Origin of the sequence: Brevundimonas sp. 357, from assembly GCF_003938605.1 — a bacterium.
Classification (GTDB): domain Bacteria; phylum Pseudomonadota; class Alphaproteobacteria; order Caulobacterales; family Caulobacteraceae; genus Brevundimonas.
This window is the reverse complement of record NZ_RHWX01000018.1, coordinates 33874-58493: the sequence shown is the minus strand read 5'-3', so window position 1 is coordinate 58493 and position 24620 is coordinate 33874. Positions and strand designations below refer to the sequence as shown.

At 62.9% G+C, this 24620-nt stretch carries 25 protein-coding genes and 3 pseudogenes; 25 read left to right on the top strand and 3 right to left on the bottom strand.

What is annotated here, in order from left to right:
- Positions 1 to 48: 48 nt before the first annotated feature.
- Positions 49 to 705 (bottom strand): UvrD-helicase domain-containing protein, encoded by a 657-nt coding sequence (locus tag EGK63_RS14745; protein ID WP_090618041.1) that lies wholly within the window; start codon positions 703 to 705, stop codon positions 49 to 51.
- Entirely contained in the window at positions 692 to 2290 is a 1599-nt protein-coding gene (locus EGK63_RS14740) for an ATP-dependent endonuclease (protein ID WP_029076837.1), read from the bottom strand. Before EGK63_RS14740 ends, EGK63_RS14745 begins: the two co-directional genes overlap by 14 nt.
- A 641-nt stretch (positions 2291 to 2931) precedes the next feature.
- Between EGK63_RS14740 and EGK63_RS14735 the strand changes: the two genes are divergently transcribed.
- The 3 genes from EGK63_RS14735 (at position 2932) to EGK63_RS14725 (ending at position 4439) form a co-directional block, all read left to right on the top strand.
- Positions 2932 to 3459, top strand: a complete 528-nt coding sequence (locus tag EGK63_RS14735; protein WP_029076836.1) for an antirestriction protein ArdA — start codon at positions 2932 to 2934, stop codon at positions 3457 to 3459.
- A gap of 91 nt (positions 3460 to 3550) precedes the next feature.
- Positions 3551 to 3871, top strand: coding sequence for a transcriptional regulator domain-containing protein (locus tag EGK63_RS17035; protein WP_342665076.1), 321 nt, complete (start codon positions 3551 to 3553; stop codon positions 3869 to 3871).
- Positions 3819 to 4439, top strand: a complete 621-nt coding sequence (locus EGK63_RS14725; RefSeq protein ID WP_243637708.1) for a DUF2285 domain-containing protein — start codon at positions 3819 to 3821, stop codon at positions 4437 to 4439. Before EGK63_RS17035 ends, EGK63_RS14725 begins: the two co-directional genes overlap by 53 nt.
- Before the next feature lie 18 nt (positions 4440 to 4457).
- Here EGK63_RS14725 and EGK63_RS14720 read toward each other — a convergent pair whose 3' ends face one another.
- Complete coding sequence (locus EGK63_RS14720; RefSeq protein WP_029076834.1) at positions 4458 to 4745, bottom strand: DNA -binding domain-containing protein; 288 nt, start codon at positions 4743 to 4745, stop codon at positions 4458 to 4460.
- 461 nt (positions 4746 to 5206) lie between these two features.
- On the opposite strand from EGK63_RS14720, the gene EGK63_RS14715 reads away from it, so the two are divergent.
- The 22 genes and pseudogenes from EGK63_RS14715 (at position 5207) to trbK-alt (ending at position 24618) form a co-directional block, all read left to right on the top strand.
- On the top strand, positions 5207 to 5476 hold the full coding sequence (locus EGK63_RS14715) for an AlpA family transcriptional regulator (RefSeq protein ID WP_018426335.1): 270 nt from the start codon (positions 5207 to 5209) through the stop codon (positions 5474 to 5476).
- Positions 5477 to 6310 (top strand): annotated as a pseudogene (locus tag EGK63_RS14710) (replication initiator protein A); the annotation flags it as partial.
- 301 nt (positions 6311 to 6611) lie between these two features.
- Complete coding sequence (locus EGK63_RS14705; protein WP_125902099.1) at positions 6612 to 7130, top strand: DUF2840 domain-containing protein; 519 nt, start codon at positions 6612 to 6614, stop codon at positions 7128 to 7130.
- Positions 7127 to 7672 (top strand): S26 family signal peptidase, encoded by a 546-nt coding sequence (locus EGK63_RS14700; protein ID WP_029076832.1) that lies wholly within the window; start codon positions 7127 to 7129, stop codon positions 7670 to 7672. Before EGK63_RS14705 ends, EGK63_RS14700 begins: the two co-directional genes overlap by 4 nt.
- Before the next feature lie 34 nt (positions 7673 to 7706).
- Positions 7707 to 8042 carry a DUF736 domain-containing protein gene (locus tag EGK63_RS14695; protein WP_029076831.1) on the top strand — a complete coding sequence of 112 codons (336 nt, stop codon included), beginning with the start codon at positions 7707 to 7709 and terminating at the stop codon, positions 8040 to 8042.
- Positions 8039 to 8971: a lytic transglycosylase domain-containing protein gene (locus tag EGK63_RS14690; protein WP_125902098.1), complete on the top strand. Its 933-nt coding sequence runs from the start codon at positions 8039 to 8041 to the stop codon at positions 8969 to 8971. The genes EGK63_RS14695 and EGK63_RS14690 overlap by 4 nt, the downstream gene beginning before the upstream one ends.
- A gap of 313 nt (positions 8972 to 9284) precedes the next feature.
- Positions 9285 to 9932 (top strand): annotated as a pseudogene (locus EGK63_RS17030) (relaxase/mobilization nuclease domain-containing protein); the annotation flags it as partial.
- A gap of 9 nt (positions 9933 to 9941) precedes the next feature.
- Positions 9942 to 11339 (top strand): DUF3363 domain-containing protein, encoded by a 1398-nt coding sequence (locus EGK63_RS16825; protein WP_371413031.1) that lies wholly within the window; start codon positions 9942 to 9944, stop codon positions 11337 to 11339.
- 104 nt (positions 11340 to 11443) lie between these two features.
- Positions 11444 to 12013: a TetR/AcrR family transcriptional regulator gene (locus tag EGK63_RS14680; RefSeq protein WP_125902102.1), complete on the top strand. Its 570-nt coding sequence runs from the start codon at positions 11444 to 11446 to the stop codon at positions 12011 to 12013.
- A 171-nt stretch (positions 12014 to 12184) separates the two neighbouring features.
- The gene (gene rlmN / locus EGK63_RS14675) at positions 12185 to 13180 is read left to right on the top strand and encodes a 23S rRNA (adenine(2503)-C(2))-methyltransferase RlmN (protein WP_207896397.1); all 996 of its coding nucleotides are present in this window, start codon (positions 12185 to 12187) and stop codon (positions 13178 to 13180) included.
- 12 nt (positions 13181 to 13192) lie between these two features.
- On the top strand, positions 13193 to 14155 hold the full coding sequence (locus EGK63_RS14670) for a LysR family transcriptional regulator (protein ID WP_029074207.1): 963 nt from the start codon (positions 13193 to 13195) through the stop codon (positions 14153 to 14155).
- A gap of 315 nt (positions 14156 to 14470) precedes the next feature.
- Positions 14471 to 15685: a chloramphenicol/florfenicol efflux MFS transporter FloR gene (gene floR / locus EGK63_RS14665; RefSeq protein WP_029074208.1), complete on the top strand. Its 1215-nt coding sequence runs from the start codon at positions 14471 to 14473 to the stop codon at positions 15683 to 15685.
- A 27-nt stretch (positions 15686 to 15712) separates the two neighbouring features.
- Positions 15713 to 16012: pseudogene (locus EGK63_RS17025) on the top strand (LysR family transcriptional regulator); the annotation flags it as partial.
- Positions 16013 to 16015: 3 nt separating this feature from the next.
- The gene (locus EGK63_RS14660; RefSeq protein ID WP_261271202.1) at positions 16016 to 16696 is read left to right on the top strand and encodes a LysR family substrate-binding domain-containing protein; all 681 of its coding nucleotides are present in this window, start codon (positions 16016 to 16018) and stop codon (positions 16694 to 16696) included.
- Positions 16697 to 16827: 131 nt separating this feature from the next.
- Positions 16828 to 18816, top strand: coding sequence for a conjugal transfer protein TraG (locus tag EGK63_RS14655; protein ID WP_029074209.1), 1989 nt, complete (start codon positions 16828 to 16830; stop codon positions 18814 to 18816).
- Between the two features lie 10 nt (positions 18817 to 18826).
- Positions 18827 to 19306: a hypothetical protein gene (locus EGK63_RS14650; protein WP_029074210.1), complete on the top strand. Its 480-nt coding sequence runs from the start codon at positions 18827 to 18829 to the stop codon at positions 19304 to 19306.
- 146 nt (positions 19307 to 19452) lie between these two features.
- Positions 19453 to 20448: a P-type conjugative transfer ATPase TrbB gene (gene trbB / locus EGK63_RS14645; protein ID WP_029074211.1), complete on the top strand. Its 996-nt coding sequence runs from the start codon at positions 19453 to 19455 to the stop codon at positions 20446 to 20448.
- The gene (locus tag EGK63_RS14640; RefSeq protein ID WP_029074212.1) at positions 20445 to 20777 is read left to right on the top strand and encodes a TrbC/VirB2 family protein; all 333 of its coding nucleotides are present in this window, start codon (positions 20445 to 20447) and stop codon (positions 20775 to 20777) included. The genes trbB and EGK63_RS14640 overlap by 4 nt, the downstream gene beginning before the upstream one ends.
- Positions 20777 to 21058: a VirB3 family type IV secretion system protein gene (locus EGK63_RS14635; protein ID WP_029074213.1), complete on the top strand. Its 282-nt coding sequence runs from the start codon at positions 20777 to 20779 to the stop codon at positions 21056 to 21058. The genes EGK63_RS14640 and EGK63_RS14635 overlap by 1 nt, the downstream gene beginning before the upstream one ends.
- A 13-nt stretch (positions 21059 to 21071) precedes the next feature.
- Entirely contained in the window at positions 21072 to 23564 is a 2493-nt protein-coding gene (gene trbE / locus EGK63_RS14630; RefSeq protein ID WP_029074214.1) for a conjugal transfer protein TrbE, read from the top strand.
- Positions 23561 to 24337 (top strand): P-type conjugative transfer protein TrbJ, encoded by a 777-nt coding sequence (gene trbJ / locus EGK63_RS14625; RefSeq protein WP_029074215.1) that lies wholly within the window; start codon positions 23561 to 23563, stop codon positions 24335 to 24337. The genes trbE and trbJ overlap by 4 nt, the downstream gene beginning before the upstream one ends.
- A 14-nt stretch (positions 24338 to 24351) precedes the next feature.
- A complete protein-coding gene (gene trbK-alt / locus EGK63_RS14620; RefSeq protein WP_029074216.1) occupies positions 24352 to 24618 on the top strand; it encodes a putative entry exclusion protein TrbK-alt in 267 nt (88 codons plus the stop codon).
- The last annotated feature ends 2 nt before the right edge of the window (positions 24619 to 24620 follow it).

Genomic DNA, 24620 nt, shown 5'->3' with positions numbered 1-24620 from the left:
ACTTGAAATCCGTCATCGTTCCGTCCGTCCAATCTCCGCCAAGCATGCTCAAGCTTCACGATTTTTGCAACAGAGCCCCTTCTTCCATGCTTCGAACTTATTGATGATAGCCGGGCCTCGGAAAGCCTTGTTCTTCGGAGCATTGTTGGTGGCAAAGGTGGCTTGGCGGTGATCGCCGACGAACGTCACCCTGACGTTCGACCTGAGCATCAGCTCCAGCAAATCTAGGTCGTAGCCCGCCATGTCCTGAATTTCGTCGATGATGATATGGGCAAACCGCTGCCGCAACCTTCGCATCACCGAACCGCCGGATTTGGCGTCGCACGCGCAGATGAACTTCGAGATTTTATCGGAGTAGATTAGGCGGCCATCGGAAAAATAATGTGCTGCCGTGTTGGCCTCCGGCGCATAAATGACCGACTTTCCTTCGGTCCAAAAAAATCCATCGATCCTGCGGGAGTGCATTGCTGACTGGTAGGGGCGGGCCAGTTCATGCAAGAGGAACGTGTACCACGAAATCACCTCGACATGCGGAGGGATCGCCCTTGAGCGTTCATGCATCTTGAGCCCGATCTCGCGGATATTATTCCGCGTGTATGTCACAAGCGCCGTAATGCCTGTGTCAGCACCTAGCGCCTGATCGACGACGCGGGTGGTCTTGCCGCCGCCGGCGGCGGCTATAACGATGCGGCTAGCGGATGGCATCGGCTATATAGTCCGGCACGGACCAATCCACGGTGGTCTCGAAGAACCTCAAGGCTACATCTGCCTTGTTCTTGACCATGTATTCGATGGCGCTCGCTTCGTCGGTGAAAGTCTTGCCGAGTACCGCATTTATGGTTGTCAGCCCGTTCTTTTTGACGAGCTGTGGCTCAAGGGTCTTGGCCGTCTCGTCCGTGTCGTACCGGATTTTGACAACATCCGAGGTGAGGTAATTAGCATATTTCGCCAGCAGCCCGGCCACGCTGCCATCATTGTCGGTCACGACATCGGTCTCGGTTTTTAGCAGAACCGCAATTTCGAGAAAGCGTTTAAAGGCGAGGGAGTTGACGGAAATCACGTCGACTCCATCTTCCAGTGGCATCTTTCCGTGCTTTTTTTGGTAGCCGCGCTGCACAATCAGCTCGTCGGATGGGCCTTCGACCAAAATGGACCGCTTAGCGAGAATAAGACGCAGCGTGTCGTGGCCCGGCAGCTTCATGAAATAGTCTTGTGTTGACGTATTTGCTAAATCAGAAAGCCGAACGCCGCTGCCTCGCTGGAACAGGAGCACCGACTCTACGCCCAGTTTGTTCAGCACAAAGCTGCTATGGGTCGTAATAAAAATCTGTCTCGTGCCCGCGTTCGCGGAAATATGCCCGATCAACTCGTTGAGGCTGGCGTAGGAGAGATGGTTTTCCGCCTCTTCGATCAGGATGATGTGGGACTTGGCGGACGTCTCCATCGCGAGCTTGATCTTGACGGCGTTCTGCTCACCCTTGCCGACAAGCGTGAGCGGAATGTCGTCGAGGTGGGGCATTACCCCTGCCTCCCAACTCGCACGGGCCGACGTGTCGAGCGAAACAGATATGGTTTTCTCGCTGATCTTCCCTTTTTTTAGAGCAAGCGCGTCATTGATTGTTTTGACCTTGGGCTGCTCCAGAAAGCGGTCCTTCATCAGACGATAAGTGAGAGCAAGATCGACTTTTTCTTGTGCCGACAGGCTCTCTTTAACAATGTCCACGACATACCTGCTTGCGGCAGCATTGTTCTTGAGCGTGCTGGCGTCGATGAGGCTCGCGTGAAGTGGAATGTCGCGAGAGTGGGCAATGTCGTTGCCTGCAAAGTTGCGCCATACGATACGATAATATTCAATCGGAACGGTGCGAATTTCTGCGGGATCGCTGACATACTGAATGAAGTCTTCGGCATGTGATGGATTAAGCTCAATGCTGAGCGATACGCCGGGGCGGTCTATTTTAAGCGAATTGTGATCGCCCTTGAGCTTAGTCAGGTTCGGGTCGTCGGCGAGATAAACCTCAAGGAGGATGTGCGGGGGGTGTGGTTTCTCGCCTGCTGCTAGACTATCGATGTATTTGCGTACAAGGTCGAGATTGAACAGATACGGGTGCATCTCCACCACAAGCGGTCGGCCATTGAGCTGACCGGACAACGCGAGGTGAACGGCTTCAAGAAGCGTAGATTTTCCGCATTCGTTGTTTCCGACGATCACGTTTAGATTGTCGTTCATTATGACATCCGCTGCTTTTAGGCAGCGGTAATTTTGAATAACGACGCGATGTATGAACACTTTGACACTCCCCCTGTGTCCTAGAATAGCATCGAGACTCCCTGAAGCAAAAGGTCAATATCCGCCTGTTGGTTGCTCGGCCATGGTTCAGAGCGCGAAACTCCTGAAGGCATCCAATCCGCTCAGGGTTGACCGGGAGTGTCCAGAGGAGCTCGAAAGCTCCTCGGTTATGGGTCAATGGGAGCAGGAACGCTTCCTTGTCGATGGGATTTGGGGAGGGCCGAAGTCTCCCCATTGGCGCGGAACTGGCTCGATGCCGTTTGAACCGCTGAAATATCCTTTCTGTTCAGTCTGTTGCAGGATGTTTGCGACGGAGAAAAGGTGGTGGCGTGGCTTTGCCACTCGCTGCCCTCCGGCTCTCTACAGCGCAATGTGGAAGCGCGTTCGCCTCCGGGCCGGCACGGCCGCCGCCGCGCGATCCTCAACAATTTTGCTAAGGGCCTTGCCCTCGCGCCAGCAAGGTAAGTGGAACCGTCCGGGGCGGCATCCCCAGCCTTCCGCACCCCGAGGGGCTTGTGCATGCCGGGTGATCCCCCTCCACCCCGGTCGCCCTTGCTCGTTGCTACCCCAGTCTCGGCGACGGCCAGAAGGTCAGGCGCGGCGTTCCGCTTCGCTGACCTTCAGACCCGAGGATCAGAGACATGACCAACATATCCGAGAGCAGCCCCCGCATCTATGTGGCCTGCCTTGCCGCCTACAATAGCGGCTATCTGCATGGGGCTTGGATCGACGCGGATCAGGACGCGGACCAAATCAGGGATAAGATTGTGACCATGCTGGCACGGTCCCCCATCGCGCACGCAGAGGAATACGCCATCCACGACTTTGAAGGCTTCGAGGGCATCACGATCAGCGAATATGCCGGCATCGACACCGTGGCGCGTATAGGCGCTTTCATCTCAGAGCATGGCGCACTCGGCGCGGGCTTGCTGGAGCAGTTCATCGGCGACATGGACCAAGCCGAAACCGCCTTGCAGGACTGCTATCATGGTCAGTTTGGCAGTCTCGCCGATTACATGGAGGAACTGACCACCGAGAGCATCACGATTCCCGAGGCGCTACGCTACTATGTCGATTGGCAGGCAATGGCGCGAGACGCTGAAATGAGTGGCGACCTTTTCACCGTAGAGACCGCACATGATGAGGTCCATGTGTTTTCCAGCAGATGAAGGCCGGTCGCTTGCTCGCACATGCGGGCGACGACTGTAAAACTCAACGAGATAGTGTTAAGAAGAAAATAACCAATATTGATCGCGTTGGATGATCAATATATCTGCTTTGAGCATCTTATATTACTTGAATAGATACTTGAATCTCTCTTGTCCGGGCGCAGCCTCGCGCGCCCCGGCTTTGAGAGGTGACGCCATGCTAAGCATCGACTGGCGTTTGCCGGCGGCATACAGACACGCGAAGCAAATTCCGGCCGCCGGTTTCGCTTGGGAATACCTGCGCCGGAATGACGATTATCGTCAGGACTTCGAGACCATCGCTAGGACCGGGGAACCGACCGGCAGTGACCTCGAAATGTTTGCACATCGCTGGGGCTTGCGATTTCCCGTGCGATCCCGACGCGCAGCATGACCCGCAATCGCCGATCTGGAATCCGAATCTTCACCCGCAAGCGGTGATGTTGTCGCCGGTCGATCACAAGAACGGCGATACCGAACCAATATTGACGCTGGCGCATCTCGATGGCCTTGACTTGCGCCGCGCCGCCGATGGTTGGCACGGCATCTGGCAGGTGGATGGCGTCGCGCATCAATTCTGGCTGCCCGATGCCGTGCCCGATGCCGCCGCATTCTACGCCGTCACGTTGCCGATGGATTCGTTTCTGGAACTGCGTGCTCACGCGGCCCGCCGATTTTGGCGGTCCCTCAACGGTCGCGCGCCCGGTCCTGATTTCCGAGCCGTGCCTGCCCAACTCCGGCAATGGCATATCTTGACCCTGCGCGCGCTTGACGCGCGGTTGCGCGGCGAAAGCTATCGCACCATCGCTGAAGTCCTGCTCGGCTTTCGCGGCACGAAGGAGGATTTCGAGAGCGATCCGCGCAAGAACAAAGCCCGCCGCCTGGTCGCGCACGGCATCAAGATGATGCGCGGGGGCTATCGCCTTCTGCTCCACTATCCGATCAAGCCCGACAAGCGTTGATGGGCACGGCCATCGACCTCACGCCCTATTGGCTGCCGCCTGCTCCAGAATCTTCCGATAGCCTTCACGCGATAGCCATTGCGCGCGTTCGAGATGGCTTTGCCAGCAACGGCGGGTCAGCAGTTCCTCAGCGGCCGGATCACGGTGCAGCACGATCCGCGCGACTTCCTTCCAGTCCGCGCCCTCGGCCTTCGCATCCAGCAAACGCAGATATGTGACGTAATGTTGTTCGTCATAGACGGTTATGGTGTCGCCGGTCGGCGCTTCATCGTCCACATCTGGATCGAGTTCGACGGGAACCCGCATAGTCATTCCCCGTATCCGAGAGAGCTTTGTCTGCGGTGCGCCCCCGCAAACGATTCTCTCTGACTCTTGGTGATCGGGGAGTTAGTAACCGTCACGAAACGGCCCCATGGCCTTTAGCTCGGAAAGCCTGTTGTATACGCCACAGGCTCCCCGACCATAGGTCAAGGAGTTGGTGCCGTTCTGGCTGGCACCGGCCATTCGTGAGGGGTTACTACGCCCCAGAGCAGCGCGTCTGCTCCGCTGCGATTCTTAACCGAACCGCGTGGGAATGTCTCTGGCTTTTCGGCGCAGCAGGCAATGAGCCGCTGAAATCCCTCATCTATTGGCCGCGCACCGCCCCGAAGGGGGTGCCGCCAGCGCATAGGCGCAAATGCGGCACGCTACGCGCCGCCGATCCCTCGCCATGGTTCGCCACAGTCCGCTGCCGCCCCCGGCAGCCCAATCCCGACTGGAGGTGATCCATGCCCAACCCACTTGCGGGCCTGCCGCCGCGCCTGTTGCGCACCAAGGAAGCCGCGCGCTTCCTCGGCATATCCATCCGCACCCTTGAGAAGCATCGCACCTATGGCACCGGGCCGACCTATCGCAAAGTCGGCGGTCGCGTCCTCTACACCGTCCGCGATCTGGAAGACTGGAGCGCGGCGGGCGAGCGCAAATCCACCCGCGACAAGACCGCCGGCACCGTCTTTCCCGCGCGTCCGCTTACGCCCGAAGAACGGGGCGACTGCTAGATGCTGCGCGAGGACGACCACGATCCCGCACAGCCGACCGAGGACAGCGAGCGTAGCCGCCTAGACCCCTTCGTGGTCGCAACCGGCGACGCGCCGCCGCGCGACCAGCGCGACTTGATGGAACGGCCGTTCTTCTCGCTGGCGAAGACCCCGCGCACCAAGCCGATTCTTTACAAGGCCGCCGACATAGAGGTGCAGGTGTTCGGGATGCCCGAGCACGGCATGGCGACCATATGGGACGCCGATGTGCTGATATGGGCGGCCTCGCAGATCGTTGCGGCCGAGAACAACGGCCTCACCACTTCGCGCTTTGTCCGGTTTACGCCTTACCATCTGTTGCGCGCCATCGGGCGGCCGACCGGCAATCATCAATACCGGCTTCTGAAAGCCGCGCTGGCGCGGCTGCAATCGACCGTCATCGCCACCACCATCCGCAACGGCCCGCATTGGCGTCGCCGGCAATTCTCATGGATCAACGAGTGGGAGGAAATGACGACGCGCGCCGGCCGCGTCGAGGGCATGGAGTTCGTCCTGCCCGAATGGTTCTACAACAGCGTCATCGACCGTTCGCTGGTCCTGACCATCGACCCGGCCTATTTCCGCCTGACTGGCGGCATCGAGCGATGGCTTTACCGCGTCGCCCGAAAGCACGCCGGGCACCAGCGCCACGGCTGGGTTTTCGAGGTCGCGCACCTCCACCAGAAATCCGGCAGCCTCGCCCGGCCGTCCGACTTCGCGCTCGACCTGCGCCGGATCGCGGCCCGCCAGCAACTTCCCGGCTACCTGCTCCAGATCGAGCGGGAAGACGACCGCGAACTGCTGCGCATCCGCCCCGAAAGCTCATCAACAGGCACTGTTGATAACCCTGTTAATGCCATCGGCAGATCAGGCGCACGGGGTATCGGCACATCAGGCGCAGCACTATCGGCAGATCAGGCGCACGAACCGCAGCTAACGCTTTGGCCTGAAACGCGGAATCCGACCGCTAACTTATCTAACAGAGAATCTAACTCTTTTTCTTTGACGCGCGCGCAGGCGAAGCGTGGTGCCGGTTCTGCCCGAAGGGGCGAGCCATGAGGGCCGCGCTCGACGCGCTGTGCCCGCGCAGCCCCCAGCACATCCCCGGAGACGAACAATGACCCGTCGCGCCCACCGCAGCGCGCACGGCCGTCCGCTGCCGGACGGACCTGCGCCCTTCACCACATTGGTCGAGCTGACCTTCGAGAAACGCAAGGTCGAGCACTGGATACGCTTCGGCCGCAAGAGCTACGAGCAGATCATCGACCGCCGCCGCAGCGTCGTCGGCTTCGCGCCGGGCAGCGTCTTCGCCTTCGTCCGTTGGGCATCTGGCGAGCACGGCACTGTCATTTCGCGCATCGACATTGTGCGCGCCATCGGGCGCGGCGAGCCGTTCCAGACATTGCCCTTCGTGCGCCCCGGTGGCGAAATCCTGTTGCGCCTCGACGGCTGGCCCAAGGTGCAGCGTGCGCTTGTAGCTATCGACGCCGTGGATGCGCTCGGCCTCGATCCGGCCGACGCCTCGCCGGATCACTGGCGGCACGTCCACAACCGTTTGACCGCCAATCTGGAACCGCACGCCTACACGCCTGAGCGACATGCCGCTTGGCTTCACCGTCGAAGGATCGAGCCATGACGCGCCGCCGCACCCTTACGGTGACGGCGCTGGCGGTGATCGGCATCGCCGCCGCAAGCGCGGTCAAGACGCCGACGAAACTCATATGGAACGCCACCGCCAGCGCGCCAGTCGGGTTCTACACCGTCGAGCCGGCAGACCGGATCGACGTGCCCGAGCTGGTCGCCATCATGCCGCCCGAACCGCTCGCCAGCTTCATGGTCGAGCGCGGCTATATCGCGCGAGGCGTCCCGCTCTTGAAGCGCGTCTTGGGCCTGCCCGGACAGCGGGTTTGCCGAGCCGGCCGCACGATCACGGTTGACGGGATCGAGATGGGCGAGGCGCTGGAGCGCGACAGCCTCGGTCGCGATCTGCCCGTCTGGAAGGGCTGCCGCGTCATCGGCGGCGACCAGCTTTTCCTCATGAATTGGGAAGTCCGCGACAGCCTCGACGGCCGTTATTTCGGACCCATCCCCGCAGATTCCGTCATCGGCCGAGCGGTTCCGCTCTGGACCGATGAGGAAGGCGTCGGCCGCTACGAGTGGCGCGTGCCGACGTACTGACCCCCCCAAAAAAAACCAACCGCAGGAGATTTCCATGGCAGAGATAGGCACCTTCACCCGCACCGAAACCGGCTATGCGGGGGAGCTTCATTCGTTCGGCCTCCACGAAAAGCTGTTCATCGTCCCGGCCAAACCGAGCGATGTGAAAAACGCGCCCGACTACCGCGTGCGCCTCGATAGCGAGGACGGCCCTGACGCCGGCCCCGCATGGAAAGACTCCAGCGACAACGCTGGCGACTTCGTGTCGATGCGGTTGGAGGGGCCGGTTTTCCCGTTCCCCATCCGCGCCAAACTGTTCCAGTCCAACGACAATCCTTCGGTCTGGACCCTGCGTTGGAAGCACGCCCGGAAGATCGAGGATGAGGAATGACGGCCGCGCGCGTCCGGCCCGTCATCCGGTCAAAGATCGGCATCCCTTTGTTCGCGGAAAAGCCGTCTCATCCCTTCGTCCCGCTCGGCGACCAGACGGCCGGCGCGCGCAGCGAAGGTCAGGGGCGGCCATCGGCCGGCGCTTGCGCCTTGCCCTTGACCGCAGCGAGCACGCTGGCAGGCTGGCGGCGAAGCGGAGACAGGCCGGCATGGCATTATGCCGTCCTGCTGCTGGCGGGGGCGCTTTCCGTCTGCATCGGATCGGGCGTCGCTGTCGCGCAATCCGCGTCGGTCGAGCGCCCGGCCGCCGCCCATCCCTATGCGGCGCACATCGCCGAGGCGTCGCAGCGTTTCGGCATCCCCGAGCACTGGATTCGCGCGGTGCTGCGCGCCGAGAGCGCGGGCGACGTGCGCGCGATTTCGTCGGCCGGGGCCATGGGATTGATGCAGGTGATGCCCGACACATGGGCGGGCCTGCGCGTCCGCCATGGCCTCGGCCGTGATCCCTACGACCCGCGCGACAACATCATGGCAGGCACGGCCTATCTGCGCGAGATGTTCGACCGCTACGGCAATGTCGGCGCGATGCTTGCGGCCTACAATGCCGGTCCCGGCCGCTACGACGAGCACCACGCGACGGGCCGACCGCTTCCCGCCGAGACACGCGCCTATGTCGCCGCGCTCGCCCCGATCCTTGGCGGCGCGGCTCCATCGGATGCGCCGTTGCAACCACCGGCACCGCCGCCCGATTGGCGCGAGGCACCGCTATTCGTCATGCGCCCGGCCGACACGCGGGGTGCCGCCGCGCCGCCGTCCGAGGCGCAATCCAGCGACGGCCGCGCTGCCGTTCCGGCGCGCGACCCCGCCCGTGCGGAGCCGCAGGACGGCAGCATTTTCGTGGCGAGCGCCAGCGACGGGGGAACGCCATGAGGGCGGCGTTCCCGCGCTCGGCGGCGCTGGTTTCGGCATCCGGTCGGGCAGGTTTGCGCCCGGCAGGATTCCCGGCAGGAGGGGCAGAAAAGACAGAAAGGGCGGAGGGCAAGATTAAAGAAGACGGCACCATATCGGGCCGCTTCTGGAAATTGTTGTTGTCTGCACACTGGTTAGGTGGCCGGTTCCGGCACCATGGTTTTGAGGGGTCGCGTGCCGCGATTTCGCACAAAGCCTTGGCTTTGCTGGGTTTCGAGCGGCACCATAGGCCCATATCAGCCGTTTTTCGGTGGTTTTATCAGGAGTCGCGCCCATGAGCGCCGACGATGAAAACCGCTTCCGTCCGAAGCCGGGCCGTATCCGATCCGACACACCGAAGGCCGGCAAGACCAAGAGCTTTTTCACGCAGGTCAAGAAGATCACCCGGCAGCATCAGGCAGCAGCCTCCCGCGATCCTTCCATGCCGTCATCCGCTCGCCCGTCATCGCCGGGGCGGTCCCGTGCCGTGGTCGCCAGCGGCAAGGGCGTGAAGCGCGGCCGGGGCGCGAGCTTCGTGCGCGCTCGGAACATCTCCGGCCAATGGCATCATCGCCAGCCCGGCAGCCGCCGCGTGATCGTCAAGCAGCGCAGCGTTCGGGCCGCGTGGAAGGGCGCACGCGCCCGCGCGCATCTGCGCTATGTCCAGCGCGACGGCACGTCACGCGACGGCGAGCGGGGCCGGCTCTATTCGGCGACCGAGGACCGCGCCGATGGCGACGCCTTCCTTGATCGCGGCAAGGACGACCGCCACCAGTTCAGATTCATCGTCTCGCCCGAGGATGGCGCGGAGCTATCGGACCTCACGGCCTACACCCGCGATTTCATGAAGCAGGTGGAAGCCGACCTCGGCACGAAACTCGATTGGGTCGCCGTCAACCACTACAACACCGGCCATCCCCATGTGCATGTCATCGTCAACGGCCGCGACGAGATGGGCGAGGATCTAATCATCAATGGCGACTACCTCGCCAACGGCCTACGGGAGCGCGCCAGCGAGCTTGCCAGTCTGGAACTCGGCCCCGTCACCGAAATCGAGCAGACCCGCAAGCTGTCGGCCGAGATAGACCAGGACCGTTTCACCCGGATTGACCGCGCCATGGCCGAGGAAGCCGATGCCCGGTTCCTCGACCTGCGCCATGAACCGGCCGCACCGCGCCGCCAGTTCGAGCGCACCTTACGCCTGCGCCGTCTCGCCAAGCTGGAGAAGATGGGACTGGCGACCGAGCACGCGCCCGGCGTTTGGGAGTTGAGCAAGGACATGGAGCCGGCCCTGCGCGAGTTGGGCGAGCGCGGCGACATTATCCGCACCATGCAGAAGGCGCTCGGCCCGCAGGGAGGCGAACGCGATCCCATGAGCTTTCAAATCCATGACGGAGCGCCAGAGACACCCATCGTCGGCCGCGTCGTGGACAAGCACCTGTCGGACGAGCTGGGCGAGAACCTGACCATTGTGGTGGACGGGATCGACGGCAGGACGCACCACATCGCAGGCATCGCGCCCGAGCGGCTGGAGGACGCCCGCGTTTGCAGCGTCGTCCAGATCGGCCCGGCCGAGGCGACCGCCCGACCGTCCGAACGCGCCATTGCCGCCATCACCGAGGACGGCATCTATCGTCCGAGCCGCCATCTGGAGCAGGCGAAGTTCGAGGGCCGCGTTCCGGGCGGCGATTATGAGGGCTATGTCGATGCCCATGTCCGGCGACTGGAGGCATTGCGCCGCGCCGGGATCGTCGAGAGGATCGACGCCGACCAATGGCGCATCCCCGATGATCTGGTCAGCCGCGCCGCCGCCTATGACGCCGGCCGTGACCGGCAGGCCAGCGTTCGCATCCTTTCCCCGGTCGATCTAGGCAAGCAGATCGGATCGGACGGCACGACATGGCTGGACCGGCGATTGGTCCATGGCGAAACGGCCGACCTTGCGCCGGCCGGCTTCGGCCAGCAGGTGCGTGAGGCGATGGACCAGCGGCGCGAGCATCACATCGAACAGGGCGATGCCACCCGAGCACGGAACGGCCGCATCTTCTACCGGCGCAGCCTTCTCGCCACCTTGCGCGAGCGGGAGGTTGCCCGCATTGGCGCGGAGATGGCCGAGGGCAAGGGGTTGCCGTTCCGTGCCGCCACGGACGGCGAGAACGTCAGCGGCAAGTTCACCGGGACCGTTCAGCTATCGAGCGGCAAGTTCGCCGTGGTGGAAAAGAGCCATGAGTTCACGCTTGTCCCGTGGCGGCCGGTGATCGACCGCCAGCTCGGCCGCGAGATCACTGGCGTCGTGCAGGGCGGATCGGTGTCGTGGCAGTTGGGGCGAAGGCATGACCTTGGCCTTTAGCACATACGCGTGTTTCATCCGGTATCTATCATGCCCCGTGTATCTCACGCTGGATGCCGGCTATTGTAGGGGCCATCATTCAAGCGAGCAGTAGAAAAGAAGATATGCCGAGACCGAAACTTCATAGCGATGAGTTCATTCTAGATACCGCGCTAGGCATCCTTCTTCAGAAAGGTCCATCGGCCTTCACCCTCTCCGATGTTGTGGAAGCGGTCGGCATCTCGCGGGCTGCACTGATCCAGCGGTTCAAAGACAAGGCGACGCTGCATCTAAAGGTCATGGAGCGCAACACGCAGGAGGTGCGCGACTATTTCGCGGGTGCGAGTCCCGAAAAGGGCCTCGATCCGCTGTGGGCGATGCTCAAGGACCTCATCGCCGGTATGGGTGACGGTGCCGGAACGGAAGGCTACCTTCTTCTATTGTGGGGAGACGTTCAGGAGCCGTCGCTTCGCGCCCTTGCGGCGGAGCGGAACAGACTGGTCCTGAAAGCTATCGAGGCACGACTGCCCGCCGGGCCGCGCCCACCCGAGCATACCGCCGGCTTGATTCAGACGGTCATTCAGGGGTCTTGCATGCAATGGCTCGTTGAGCCGGAAGGCGAGCTAGCGGCTTTCATGACCAAGCGCACCCACATGCTTCTGTCCGTCCTCTATCCCGACCATGTGTTCGGGTAACACCATCTGGAGGGTTGTTTATAACAGTCGTGTCGGTTATTTATAAGGCGTGCGCCACGGTATCGCCGGGCACGGAAACCCGGAACGACTATCATGCCTATACAAGAACCCAGCCCGTTGGGGGGCGAACGACAAAAAGCACTGCCTGCGCCAACCTTGGCGCTGAACCTCATGGCCGACGAGTTCGATGCGTTGAACGCGAGCAGCGGGCCGCAAATCGCTTATCGCGACCTGTTCTGCCCACACATGGACCTGCCGCGCGCCTTGCGGAACTGGTCAGAGGCTCGGGGCGTCCAGTTGCGGAGCCTTCGCAAAATCACGCATGAGCGCGGCGGTCGGTCGCAGAAGGTGCTTTTCGGCCTTCATGACGGTTATGCCGTTGAAAGCGTTCTGATCCGTCGTCACGACGGACACACCGCCTGTATTTCGTCACAGGTTGGATGTGCCTTCGCCTGCCAGTTCTGCGCTTCCGGCCAAGCCGGCCTCAAGCGCAACCTTTCGGCGGGCGAGATTGTCGAACAGGTCGTTCAACTCGGGCCGAAGGTCAACCGGATCGTGTTCATGGGCATCGGCGAGCCTTTGAACAACTACGAGCAGGTGATGAAGGCGATTCGTATCCTGCGCGACCGGCGAGGGATGAATTTTCCCACCACGGGAATCACGCTTTCGACCATCGGCATACCGAAGGCTCTAGCGCAATTGCGAGAAGAGCATCTGGCGATCAATCTGACTATATCGCTGCATGCGACGACGCAGGAAGTTCGCGACCGTCTCATCCCCGGATCGCGTAAGCACGACATCAAGGAAGTCATCGCGCGCGCTTCGTCATGGGCGGAACGGCACAACCGGATCGTCACCTTTGTCTATCTGGTCCTCCCCGGCATCAACGACACGCTTGCTGATGCGAAACGGCTTGCCGGTCTCATGAACAAGCGAAGGGCGCGTGTGAACCTTATGCGCTGGAATCCTGTCGATGGCATCGCGCTTGATCGAACCGGCGACCGCAGCCTCGGACTTTTCCGTGAAGTGCTGGATCGCGCCGGTGTGCCGGTCGTGGTGCGGGATACACAGGGGCGGGATATTTCGGCGGCATGCGGTCAGCTCTGGTTGCGCGATCTGCGCGGAATCCCGGTCGAAAAACGCGGAGCCACAAAAAAGGCCGCCTAGCGGGAGCTTAGGATGCGGCGTTCGAAAAGACATGCGAACGATGCCTTCCGATCAAGTGAAACGCTGCTCGGGTCGCGCATACCTCTCTTGTCGCTGATCCAGACGCTTGCGGTCGCTGAATATCTCAACTTCCGCCACGCAGCGAACGCACTCGGGGTTGCACAATCCAGCGTCAGCGCCCGCGTGAAGGCGCTGGAAGAAGACCTTGGCATCCTCCTGTTCGAGCGTCGTGCGCGTGGCGTTCGGTTGACCGAAGCCGGACGCCACTTCGTCGAGCGGATCGCAGCCGGCGTCGATCAACTCGACCATGCGGTGAAGACCGCAGGCATGGCGGCGACGGGGGAATGGGGCCGCCTGCGCATCGGCGTCCATGCCTTGATTCCGCGCAGCTTCCTCGCCGATCTGATCGGGCAGTATCGGGAAAACCATCCCGGCATCGAGGTCGAAATCACCGAAGGCACGGCCCGCGATGCGGTCATGCAGCTTCGTGCCGACCGGCTGGACGTGGCGTTCGTCGCTGGCACACCAGAGCTGCCCGACTGCCATACACGGCCGGTCTGGACTGAATCGCTGGTAGCGGTGCTACCGGATAGGCATCGTCTTGCCGGGCAGCCGGCAATCACTTGGGCCGATCTGGTCGGCGAAACCTTCCTTGTCCGCTATGGTGGCACTGGCCCGCAGGTTCATGACCATATCGTGCTGCGCCTTGCCGGGCGCTGGCCCGCGCCTTCGATACTGCGCTTCGACGTAGGACGTGGCACGCTACTATCCATGGTCGGACAGGGATTCGGCATTACCATCGTCGGGGCAGCGACGGCACTGCTGCCGACTGCCGGCATCACCTTCCTGCCTTTCGCCGATGAGCCAGAGCCGGTTGCCTTTACCGCCGTCTGGTCGCCGTTCAATCGAAGCGCCGCGCTCCGTGATCTGCTCTCTCTCGCAAAAGAAATGGGTCGGCTGATCCGCGTCGACTGAACCTCTGCCCGTTCCAGCCAACCGCCAAAGCAAGGCATAGGGGTTTCATACGGCCAAGAATGACGGGAACGTCAACAGCGGGGGATTGGGTGGCTACGAGCCAGCGATACGGCATTGCGAGGCAACAGCTGATCGTATAAGTGATAGCTAGTCAAATTTGTGATCGTGGAGTGGTCAGCATGGGAAATCCAAAGTCAGCAGACAAGTAAGCCGCAACAGCAAAATTGTTGTTGCGGCGCTCTGTGAGACCAATCCCATGTGATTGCTGATGTGCAGACGCCGCCCGAGATTTCTTAATCGAGCGGTTGACTTATCATGACCATCACACGCCCTGCATGGGCCTATACGCTGCCGGCAGCCCTACTGCTGATGGCTCCCTTCGACATCCTCGCTTCACTGGCGATGGATATTTATCTCCCCGTCGTTCCAGCGATGCCCGGCATCCTGAACACGACGCCCGCCATGATCCAACTCACGTTGAGCCTCTATATTGTGATGCTCGGTGTGGGCCAGGTGATTTTTGGTCCGCTCTCAGACCGCATCGGGCGACGGCCAATTCTACTTGCGGGCGCAACGGCTTTCGTCATTGCGTCTCTGGGAGCAGCTTGGTCTTCAACTGCACCAGCCTTTGTCGCTTTCCGTCTGCTTCAAGCAGTCGGCGCGTCGGCCATGCTGGTGGCGACGTTCGCGACGGTTCGCGACGTTTATGCCAGTCGTCCTGAGGGTGTCGTCATCTACGGCCTTTTCAGTTCGATGCTGGCGTTCGTACCTGCGCTCGGCCCTATCGCCGGAGCGTTGATCGGCGAGTTCTTGGGATGGCAGGCGATATTCATTGCTTTGGCTATACTGGCGATGCTCGCACTCCTAAATGCGGGTTTCAGGTGGCACGAAACCCGCCCTCTGGATCAAGCGAAGACGCGCCGATCTGTTTTGCCGATCTTCGCGAGTCCGGCTTTTTGGGTTTACACCATCGGCTTTAGCGCCGGTATGGGCACCTTCTTCGTCTTCTTCTCGACGGCTCCCCGTGTGCTCATAGGCCAAGCGGAATATTCCGAGATCGGATTCAGCTTTGCCTTCGCCACTGTCGCGCTTGTAATGATCGTGACAACTCGTTTCGCGAAGTCCTTTGTCACCAGATGGGGCATCGCGGGATGCGTAGCGCGTGGAATGGCGTTGCTCGTTTTCGGGGCGGTCCTGTTGGGGATCGGCGAACTCTTCGGTTCGCCGTCATTCCTCACCTTCATCGTGCCGATGTGGGTCATGGCGGTCGCCATTGTCTTCACTGTGTCCGTTACCGCGAACGGCGCTTTGGCAGAGTTCGACGACATCGCAGGATCAGCGGTCGCGTTCTACTTCTGCGTTCAAAGCCTGATAGTCAGCATTGTCGGGACATTGGCGGTGACGCTGTTAAACGGTGACACAGCGTGGCCGGTGATCTGTTACGCCACGGCGATGGCAGTGCTGGTGTCGTTGGGGCTGGCGCTCCTTCGGCTCCGTGGGACTGCCACCGAGAAGTCGCCAGTCGTCTAACCGACGACTGGTGGCAGGCCCGCTCCGATGCGGCGCACTAACCATCGAAACCTCGTGAATGGCGGTATCCTGTCTGGCAGGATACCGCTCATTTCCCTTGTTCAGTTCATCGCCGTCGCCGAGCATCTGAATTTTCGGCATGCGGCCAAGGCACTCGGCGTCAGCCAGTCGAGCGTCAGCGCGCGTGTGAAAGCGCTGGAGGATAACCTTGGTATCCTGCTGTTTGAGCGCCATGCGCGGGGCGTTCGGCTAACAGACGCAGGCAGGCACTTCATGGAGCGTGTCACGGCGGGTGTCGATCAACTCGATCACGCGGTGAAGACCGCCGGCATGACAGCTCAAGGAGAATGTGGCCGGCTTCGCATCGGCATCCATGCCTTGATCCCACGCAGCTTTCTCACGGAGCTGATCCGTCATTATCGGGAAGCCCATACCGGCATTGAGGTCGAGATAACCGAAGGCACGGCCCGCGATGCGGTGATGCAGCTTCGTGCTGACCAGCTCGACGTGGCGTTCGTCGCGGGCAAGCCCGAGATGCCCGACTGCCATACCCGACCGATCTGGACCGAACCGCTGGTGGTGGTGCTATCGGATGGGCATCGCCTCGCCGGGCAGTCCGCAATCACTTGGTCCGATCTGGTCGGCGAGACTTTCATTGTTCGCTATGGTGGCACCGGCCCGCAGGTCCATGACCATATCGTGCTGCGCCTTGCCGGGCGTTGGCCCGCACCGTCGATCCTGCGCTTTGATGTGGGGCGCGGCACGCTGCTATCTATGGTCGGACAAGGCTTCGGCATCACTATCGTCGGCGAGGCCACGTCATTATTGCCGACGACCGGCATCGTCTTCCTGCCCTTCCTCGATGAACCGGAGCCGGTTGCCTTTACAGCCGTCTGGTCGCCGTTCAATCGCAGCTCCGCACTGAAAAATCTACTCAACCTCGCAGGCAAAATGAAGCGTGACGGCGATTCGCCCAATCGTTTCCTCGATGGCACTCGACCGGCACGATAACGGCAAAGGCGACCCGTCCTATTTGCCGCCGATAGTATCCGGCAGCCCTCCGGCATCCTCTTTCCTGTTGCCCGTCCCGATTTTGCCTACTCTCTGATCGGCTCCGTCTTTTTTTGCCGACTGGAGCCTGTATGCGCGGAGGCCGAATCCTTTGGGGGCAGATTGGTGCCGTCTTCACCATCGTTCTGGTGATGGTGTGGGCAGCGACGCAATGGACGGCGTTCCGCCTCGGCTTCCAGCCGCAGCTTGGAGCACCATGGTTCGAGCTGGCGGGCCTGCCGGTCTATTATCCGCCCGCCTTCTTCTGGTGGTGGTTTTCGTTCGACGCCTACGCGCCCGCGATCTTCGTCGAGGGCGGCATCATCGCGGTATCGGGCGGCTTCCTCGCCATCGCCGCCGCCATCTTCATGTCGATCATCCGGGCGCGGGAGGCGCGCAACGTCGCCACCTACGGATCGGCGCGATGGGCTGAGGACCGGGAAATCCGTGCGGCCGGATTGCTCGGCCCCGATGGCGTCTTGCTCGGCCGATACGACCGGGACTATCTGCGCCATGACGGTCCCGAGCATGTCCTATGCTTTGCCCCGACGCGTAGCGGCAAAGGCGTCGGGCTGGTGGTGCCGACGCTGCTGACATGGCCGGCATCCGCCATCGTTCACGACATAAAAGGCGAGAACTGGACGCTGACAGCGGGCTTCCGCGCGAAGCATGGCCGCGTGCTGCTGTTCGATCCGACCAACGCCAGATCGTCGGCCTACAACCCGCTGCTGGAGGTCCGGCAAGGGGAATGGGAAGTCCGCGACGTGCAGAATATCGCGGATATTCTGGTCGATCCCGAAGGCAGTCTCGACAAGCGCAACCATTGGGAAAAGACCAGCCATAGCTTGCTGGTCGGCGCGATCCTGCATGTTCTCTATGCGGAGAAGGACAAGACCTTGGCGGGCGTCGCCAACTTCCTGTCCGATCCCCGCCGCCCGGTCGAGGCAACCTTGCGCGCGATGATGGACACGCCGCATCTCGGCGAAGCAGGCGCTCATCCCGTCATCGCGTCGTCCGCCCGCGAACTGTTGAACAAATCCGAGAACGAGCGGTCGGGCGTGCTCTCCACCGCCATGTCGTTTCTCGGCCTCTACCGCGATCCCGTGGTGGCGCGGGTGACGGCGCGGTGCGACTGGCGCATTGCCGACCTGGTCGGCAGCCGCCAGCCCGTCACGCTCTATCTGGTCGTGCCGCCATCCGACATAAACCGCACCAAGCCGCTCATTCGCCTGATCCTCAACCAGATCGGCAGGCGGTTGACCGAGGAACTGACCACCTCCGGCAAGCGCCATCGGCTGCTGTTGATGCTGGACGAGTTTCCGGCGCTCGGCCGGCTCGACTTCTTTGAATCGGCGCTCGCCTTCATGGCGGGGTATGGAATCAAAGGCTTCCTGATCGCGCAGAGCCTCAACCAGATCGAGCGCGCCTATGGCCCGAACAACGCGATCCTCGACAACTGCCATGTGCGCGTCAGCTTCGCCACGAACGACGAAAGGACGGCCAAGCGGGTGAGCGACGCACTCGGCACCGCGACCGAACTGCGCGACTCCACCAACTACGCCGGGCACAGATTGGCCCCGTGGCTTGGGCATCTCATGGTTTCACGGCAGGAGACGGCCCGCCCGCTACTCACGCCGGGCGAAATCATGCAGCTTCCGCCCACCGATGAAATCGTGATGGTCGCGGGCACACCGCCGATCCGCGCGACCAAGGCCCGCTATTTCGAGGACGCGCGGTTGCAGGAACGCATCCTGACCCCGCCCGATCTGGTCGCCGCTCCGCTGGCGCCCAGTCCATCCGCCGATGATTGGTCCGGCCGTGTGGTCGCGGCGGAAAGCCATTCCGCGACCGACGCCGCACACGGGGCCGAGGGCGATCCGGCCAATGCTGGCATCCGCCGCGAGCCGGAGCTGCCTGAGCATGAGGAAATCGTCGCCCCGCCGCCATCACCCGAACAGGAGTTCGAGTTTGTGGACGACGAGCCGGACGTTGACGCGGCCAAGGCCCGCGCCATGCGCCAACGTATGAGGATGGTCGCGCGGCAGGTCGCATTGAACCCCGATGACGGAATCGACCTTTGAGGACACGACCATGGCAACCAGAACCCGCCTGAATCTCTATTTCGACCCCGCGCTCATTCCGCAGATCGAAGCGATGGCGCTGCGCCGCTCGGTGGCGCTGCGCCGTAATGTCTCAAAATCCGCCATCGTGGAGGCGGCGGTCATATCTTACCTGTCCGGCGATGCCGACGACCAGCTTGAAGCCGCCATGTCGCGCCGCATGGACAAGCTCGGCCGCCAGATCGACACGCTCGACCTGGATCTCGCCGTCCTCGGCGAGACGGTCGCGCAGTTCATCCATTTCTGGATGACCATCACACCGCCGCTTACGGGAGCCGCACAATCCGCTGCCCGAGCGAAAGGCGCGGAGCGGTTCGAGGGCTTCATGCAAAATCTCGGCCGGCGTCTGGCGACGGGCGACAGGTTCCTCAAGGAGCTGTCGCGTGACCTCGACTCACTTCCCGACGATCAGTTGCCGGACGAGTCCGAGAGCAACGGCGATCAAGAATGAGTATTCGGACCCATCCTATTTACCGCCGTTCGCCGCCGATCACCGCCGCCTCATAGATACTTGTTGAACCGGCCGCATTTCGGTCTCTCTTAATCGACCCCGATCTGGGGATTGCCTGTCGCGCCCCATGAAGAAACGGGGCCGACATGACCACCAACCACCAAAAACCGGAATCCATCGCGCGCGGCGCGCGCATGTTGCGCACCGCGCTCGGCCCCGCCATTGCCCGGCTGCTCGAAGACCCGGCCGTCGTCGAGGTGATGCTGAACCCGGATGGTCGCCTTTGGGTGGACCGGCTATCCGAAGGGCTTTCCGACACGGGCGAGCGACTGTCCGCCGCCGATGGCGAACGCATCGTTCGGCTAGTCGCGCATCATGTCGGCGCGGAGGTTCATGCCCGCAGCCCCCGCGTCTCGGCCGAACTGCCCGAGAGCGGGGAGCGGTTTGAAGGGCTATTGCCGCCCGTGGTCGCTGCCCCGACCTTCGCCATCCGCAAGCCCGCCGTCGCGGTGTTCACGCTCGACGACTATGTGGCGGCGGGCATCATGTCCACCGATCAGGCGGAAACGCTGCGCGAAGCCGTCGCATCCCGCGCCAATATCTTGGTAGCGGGCGGCACCAGCACCGGCAAAACCACGCTGACCAATGCGCTGCTCGCCGAGGTGGCGAAGACGGCGGATCGCGTCGTCATCATCGAGGACACGCGCGAGCTGCAATGCGCCGCGCCCAACCTTGTCGCCATGCGGACGAAAGACGGCGTGGCGACGCTTTCCGATCTGGTCCGGTCCTCGCTGCGCCTGCGCCCCGACCGCATCCCTATCGGCGAGGTGCGCGGATCGGAAGCCCTCGACCTGCTCAAAGCATGGGGCACGGGCCATCCGGGCGGGATCGGCACCATTCATGCAGGCACCGGCATCGGCGCGCTGCGCCGCCTTGAACAGCTCATCCAAGAGGCTGTCGTCACCGTCCCGCGCGCCCTGATCGCCGAGACAATCGACCTCGTTGCCGTCCTTTCCGGGCGCGGTTCCGCGCGCCGGCTGGCCGAACTCGCCCGCGTCGAAGGGCTGGGACCGGACGGCGACTACCGCATCACGCATCCCATCCCTTTGGCAATCCCCACCAGCACAGGAGAATCTTCATGATCCGCACGATTTCGCGCGGCTATCGCTTCGCCGCGACCGCCGCATCCACCCTTGTCATCAGCTTCATGCTCGCCCCGGCCGCCCATGCGTCCGGTTCGTCGATGCCGTGGGAAGCACCGCTCCAAAGCATCCTCCAGTCCATCGAAGGGCCGGTCGCCAAGATCATCGCCGTCATCATCATCATCGTGACCGGCCTGACTTTGGCCTTCGGCGATACGGGCGGCGGCTTTCGCAAGCTGATCCAGATCGTGTTCGGCCTGTCCATCGCCTTCGCGGCGTCGAGCTTCTTCCTGTCGTTCTTCTCGTTCGGCGGCGGGGCGCTCATCTGATGGCGGGCGGCCTCGAACAGCTCGACGCGGTGCCGGGGTTCACGGTCCCGGTCCATCGGGCGCTGACCGAGCATATTTTGCTCGGCGGCGCACCGCGCTCCATCGCGATTCTGAACGGCACGCTGGCCGGGGCCGTGGGCCTCGGCCTGCGCCTCTGGCTGGTCGGCATCGCCATCTGGGCCATCGGTCATTTCGCGGCCGTGTGGGCGGCAAAGCGCGATCCCCTCTTTGTCGAGGTCGGGCGGCGGCATCTGCGCATCCCCGGCCATCTGGCGGTGTGAGGGAGGCGCGTCGATGATGAACCTTGCCGAATACCGCAGCACCGCCACCCGACTCGCCGACTATCTGCCATGGGCGGCACTGGTCGGCTCCGGCGTCGTCTTGAACAAGGATGGGAGTTTTCAGAGGACCGCGAAGTTTCGCGGCCCCGATCTGGATTCCGCCGTCGCGGCCGAGCTGGTCGCCGTCGCCGGCCGCATCAACAACGCCGTGCGCCGTCTCGGCTCCGGCTGGAGCATCTTCGTCGAGGCACAGCGCAGCGAGGCGGCGACCTATCCCGATAGTCGCTTTCCCGATGCCGCGTCGGCGCTGGTCGATGCGGAACGGAAGGCTGGTTTCGAGGAAGCGGACGCGCATTTCGTGTCCGGCTACTTCCTCACCTTCCTCTGGCTGCCCCCGGCCGAGGAAGCCGCCCGCACTGAGGCATGGCTCTATGAGGGCCGCGAGAAAACCGGCGTGGACCCGTGGGAGCTGATGCGCGGCTTCATCGACCGCACCGACCGCGTGCTGGCGCTGCTCGACGGCTTCATGCCCGAGTGCCGTTGGATGGATGACGGCGCAACGCTGACCTACCTCCATTCCACCATCTCAACCAACCGCCATCGCGTGCGCGTGCCCGAGGTGCCGATGCACCTCGACGCGCTGCTCGCCGACCAGCCGTTGACTGGCGGGCTGGAGCCGCGCCTTGGCGACACACATCTGCGCGTCCTGACCATCGTGGGATTCCCGACCGCAACGATGCCGGGCCTGCTCGACGAGATGAACCGGCTGCCGTTCCCCTACAGGTGGGGCACGCGCGCGATCCTGCTCGACAAGACCGATGCGACCCGGTTGCTGACCCGCATCCGTCGCCAATGGTTCGCTAAGCGCAAGAGCATCGCGGCGATCTTGAAAGAGGTGATGACCAACGAGGCGTCCGCCCTTGTGGACACCGACGCGGCGAACAAGGCGCTCGACGCCGACATGGCGTTGCAGGAGCTTGGGGCAGACGTGGCGGGCATGGCCTACGTCACGGCGACCGTCACCGTATGGGATGCCGACCCGCGCGTGGCGCAAGAGAAGCTGCGCCTGGTCGAGAAGATCGTTCAGGGCCGTGACTTCACCGTCATGCCCGAGAGCGTCAACGCGGTTGACGCATGGCTCGGCAGTCTGCCCGGACACGCCTACGCCAATGTCCGCCAGCCGCCCATCAGCACTTTGAATCTCGCCCACATGATCCCGCTTTCAGCGGTGTGGGCGGGGCCGGAACGGGACGAGCATTTCGGTGCACCCCCTTTGCTCTTTGGAAAGACTGAAGGCTCAACCCCGTTCCGGCTAAGTCTCCATGTCGGCGACGTAGGACACACCCTTGTCGTTGGCCCGACCGGCGCGGGCAAATCCGTGCTGCTGGCGCTCATGGCCTTGCAGTTCCGGCGCTATGCGGGATCGCAGGTTTTCGCCTTCGACTTCGGCGGCAGCATCCGCGCCGCCGCGCTCGCCATGGGCGGGGATTGGCACGATTTGGGCGGTGGCCTCACGGAAGGAGATGAGGCGTCCGTTTCGCTCCAGCCACTTGCCCGCATCCACGACACCTATGAACGCGCATGGGCGGCGGACTGGATTGCGGCCATCCTCATGCGCGAGGGGCTGGCGATCACGCCCGAGGTCAAGGAACACCTTTGGACGGCGCTGACTTCGCTCGCTTCCGCGCCGGTCGAGGAACGGACCATCACCGGCCTTGCGGTGCTGTTGCAATCCAACGATCTGAAACAGGCGCTCCGTCCGTTCTGCGTCGGCGGTGCCTATGGCCGGCTGCTCGACGCCGAGACAGAGCATTTGGGATCGGCGGACGTGCAAGCCTTCGAGATCGAGGGCCTTGTCGGGACCGGCGCGGCCCCTGCCGTGCTTGCTTATCTGTTCCATCGTATCGGCGACCGGCTCGATGGCCGCCCCACGCTGCTCATCATAGATGAAGGCTGGCTTGCCCTGGACGACGAGGGTTTCGCCGGCCAGCTCCGTGAGTGGCTGAAAACGCTGCGCAAGAAGAACGCCAGCGTCATCTTCGCCACACAAAGCCTGTCCGACATTGACGGCAGCAACATCGCGCCCGCGATTATCGAGAGCTGCCCGACGCGACTCTTGCTGCCGAACGAGCGCGCCATCGAGCCGCAGATCACGGCCATCTATCGCCGCTTCGGCCTCAATGACAGGCAGATCGAAATCCTCGCACGGGCCACGCCCAAGCGGGATTATTACTGCCAGTCACGGCGCGGCAATCGCCTGTTCGAGCTTGGCCTGTCCGAAGTCGGCCTCGCCCTCTGCGCCGCATCCGCCAAATCCGACCAGACCCTCATTGCGCAGATCGTCGCCGAACGCGGCCGCGACGGCTTCCTCGCCGCATGGCTGCGCGAGCGCGGCGTCGATTGGGCGGCCGACCTGATCCCGAACCTCACCAATCTTGCCGACCGGCCGGAATCCGCCGCGCCGGCCCCGCTCGATAGCCACCCCACACAGGAGATTCTTCCATGACCTATCCCAAGATCGTTGGGGCCTCGGCCCTCGCGCTGGCGCTCGCCATGCCCGTCGCGCTTTCGCCCATGCTGGCAAGCCCGGCCCATGCACAATTCGGCTTCGGCCGGATCGTCTATGACCCGACCAACTATGCGCAAAACCTGCTTACCGCCGCGCGCACGCTGGAGCAGATCAACAACCAGATTCAGAGCCTCCAGAACGAGGCGCAGATGCTCATCAATCAGGCCCGCAATCTGGCGAGCCTGCCATATTCCTCGCTCCAGCAGCTCCAGCAGAGCGTCCAGCGCACGCAGCAGCTTCTCGGGCAGGCACAGAACATCGCCTTCGAGGTCGGCCAGATCGACCAAGCGTTCCAGAAGCAATATGGCAATGTCTCGCTTTCGGCGACCGACGCCCAGCTTGTCGCCGATGCGCGCAGCCGGTGGGAGAACACGGTCGGCAGCTTGCAGGACGCCATGCGCGTGCAGGCGGGAGCGGTCGGCAATATCGACAGCAACCGCGCCGAAATGGCCGCGCTGGTCGGCCAGAGCCAAGGCGCGACCGGCGCGCTGCAAGCCACGCAGGCCGGCAACCAGCTTCTCGCCCTCCAGTCGCAGCAGCTTTCCGACCTGATCGCGGTCATCTCGGCCAATGGCCGGGCCGACGCGCTGACCGAGGCCGAGCGCGCGACCGCTGCTGAACAGGGCCGCATCCAGCGCGAGCGGTTCCTGACACCCGGCACCGGCTACCTGCCGGGCAACGCGCAGATGTTCAACAACGGCAACAACTGACCGGGAGGCTCGCCATGGACGGCAAGATGCTGGCCCGGCTCGGGGCCGTGGTGTTCGTTGCGATTGCCTTGACAGTGACCGCAATCGACATGGCGCGGAAGGATGAACCTTCCGCGCCGCTCCCGGCCTCGGCCCTCCAGCCGCCGCCCGATCCCCTGCGCGCCAGCCTGCGCCGTTGCCAGCAGCTCGGCGAGGCCGCCGCAAGCGATGCCGACTGCCTCGCCGCTTGGGCTGAATCCCGCGACCGCTTCCTCGGCCGTGACCGCAGCGAGGCGCGCTGACC

What these genes read in the sequence shown, in the direction of transcription:
- trbB (WP_029074211.1), top strand. Translation starts at nt 19,453, where the DNA reads ATGACCACCAACCACCAAAAACCGGAATCCATCGCGCGCGGCGCGCGC.
- EGK63_RS14715 (WP_018426335.1), top strand. Translation starts at nt 5,207, where the DNA reads ATGCCCAACCCACTTGCGGGCCTGCCGCCGCGCCTGTTGCGCACCAAG.
- EGK63_RS16825 (WP_371413031.1), top strand. Translation starts at nt 9,942, where the DNA reads ATGGGCGAGGATCTAATCATCAATGGCGACTACCTCGCCAACGGCCTA.
- EGK63_RS14680 (WP_125902102.1), top strand. Translation starts at nt 11,444, where the DNA reads ATGCCGAGACCGAAACTTCATAGCGATGAGTTCATTCTAGATACCGCG.
- trbK-alt (WP_029074216.1), top strand. Translation starts at nt 24,352, where the DNA reads ATGGACGGCAAGATGCTGGCCCGGCTCGGGGCCGTGGTGTTCGTTGCG.
- EGK63_RS14720 (WP_029076834.1), bottom strand. Translation starts at nt 4,745, where the DNA reads ATGCGGGTTCCCGTCGAACTCGATCCAGATGTGGACGATGAAGCGCCG.
- EGK63_RS14690 (WP_125902098.1), top strand. Translation starts at nt 8,039, where the DNA reads ATGACGGCCGCGCGCGTCCGGCCCGTCATCCGGTCAAAGATCGGCATC.
- EGK63_RS14635 (WP_029074213.1), top strand. Translation starts at nt 20,777, where the DNA reads ATGGCGGGCGGCCTCGAACAGCTCGACGCGGTGCCGGGGTTCACGGTC.
- EGK63_RS14640 (WP_029074212.1), top strand. Translation starts at nt 20,445, where the DNA reads ATGATCCGCACGATTTCGCGCGGCTATCGCTTCGCCGCGACCGCCGCA.
- EGK63_RS14650 (WP_029074210.1), top strand. Translation starts at nt 18,827, where the DNA reads ATGGCAACCAGAACCCGCCTGAATCTCTATTTCGACCCCGCGCTCATT.
- EGK63_RS17035 (WP_342665076.1), top strand. Translation starts at nt 3,551, where the DNA reads ATGATCAATATATCTGCTTTGAGCATCTTATATTACTTGAATAGATAC.
- trbE (WP_029074214.1), top strand. Translation starts at nt 21,072, where the DNA reads ATGATGAACCTTGCCGAATACCGCAGCACCGCCACCCGACTCGCCGAC.
- EGK63_RS14655 (WP_029074209.1), top strand. Translation starts at nt 16,828, where the DNA reads ATGCGCGGAGGCCGAATCCTTTGGGGGCAGATTGGTGCCGTCTTCACC.
- floR (WP_029074208.1), top strand. Translation starts at nt 14,471, where the DNA reads ATGACCATCACACGCCCTGCATGGGCCTATACGCTGCCGGCAGCCCTA.
- EGK63_RS14735 (WP_029076836.1), top strand. Translation starts at nt 2,932, where the DNA reads ATGACCAACATATCCGAGAGCAGCCCCCGCATCTATGTGGCCTGCCTT.
- EGK63_RS14660 (WP_261271202.1), top strand. Translation starts at nt 16,016, where the DNA reads ATGACAGCTCAAGGAGAATGTGGCCGGCTTCGCATCGGCATCCATGCC.
- EGK63_RS14705 (WP_125902099.1), top strand. Translation starts at nt 6,612, where the DNA reads ATGACCCGTCGCGCCCACCGCAGCGCGCACGGCCGTCCGCTGCCGGAC.
- trbJ (WP_029074215.1), top strand. Translation starts at nt 23,561, where the DNA reads ATGACCTATCCCAAGATCGTTGGGGCCTCGGCCCTCGCGCTGGCGCTC.
- rlmN (WP_207896397.1), top strand. Translation starts at nt 12,185, where the DNA reads ATGGCCGACGAGTTCGATGCGTTGAACGCGAGCAGCGGGCCGCAAATC.
- EGK63_RS14695 (WP_029076831.1), top strand. Translation starts at nt 7,707, where the DNA reads ATGGCAGAGATAGGCACCTTCACCCGCACCGAAACCGGCTATGCGGGG.
- EGK63_RS14700 (WP_029076832.1), top strand. Translation starts at nt 7,127, where the DNA reads ATGACGCGCCGCCGCACCCTTACGGTGACGGCGCTGGCGGTGATCGGC.
- EGK63_RS14745 (WP_090618041.1), bottom strand. Translation starts at nt 705, where the DNA reads ATGCCATCCGCTAGCCGCATCGTTATAGCCGCCGCCGGCGGCGGCAAG.
- EGK63_RS14670 (WP_029074207.1), top strand. Translation starts at nt 13,193, where the DNA reads ATGCGGCGTTCGAAAAGACATGCGAACGATGCCTTCCGATCAAGTGAA.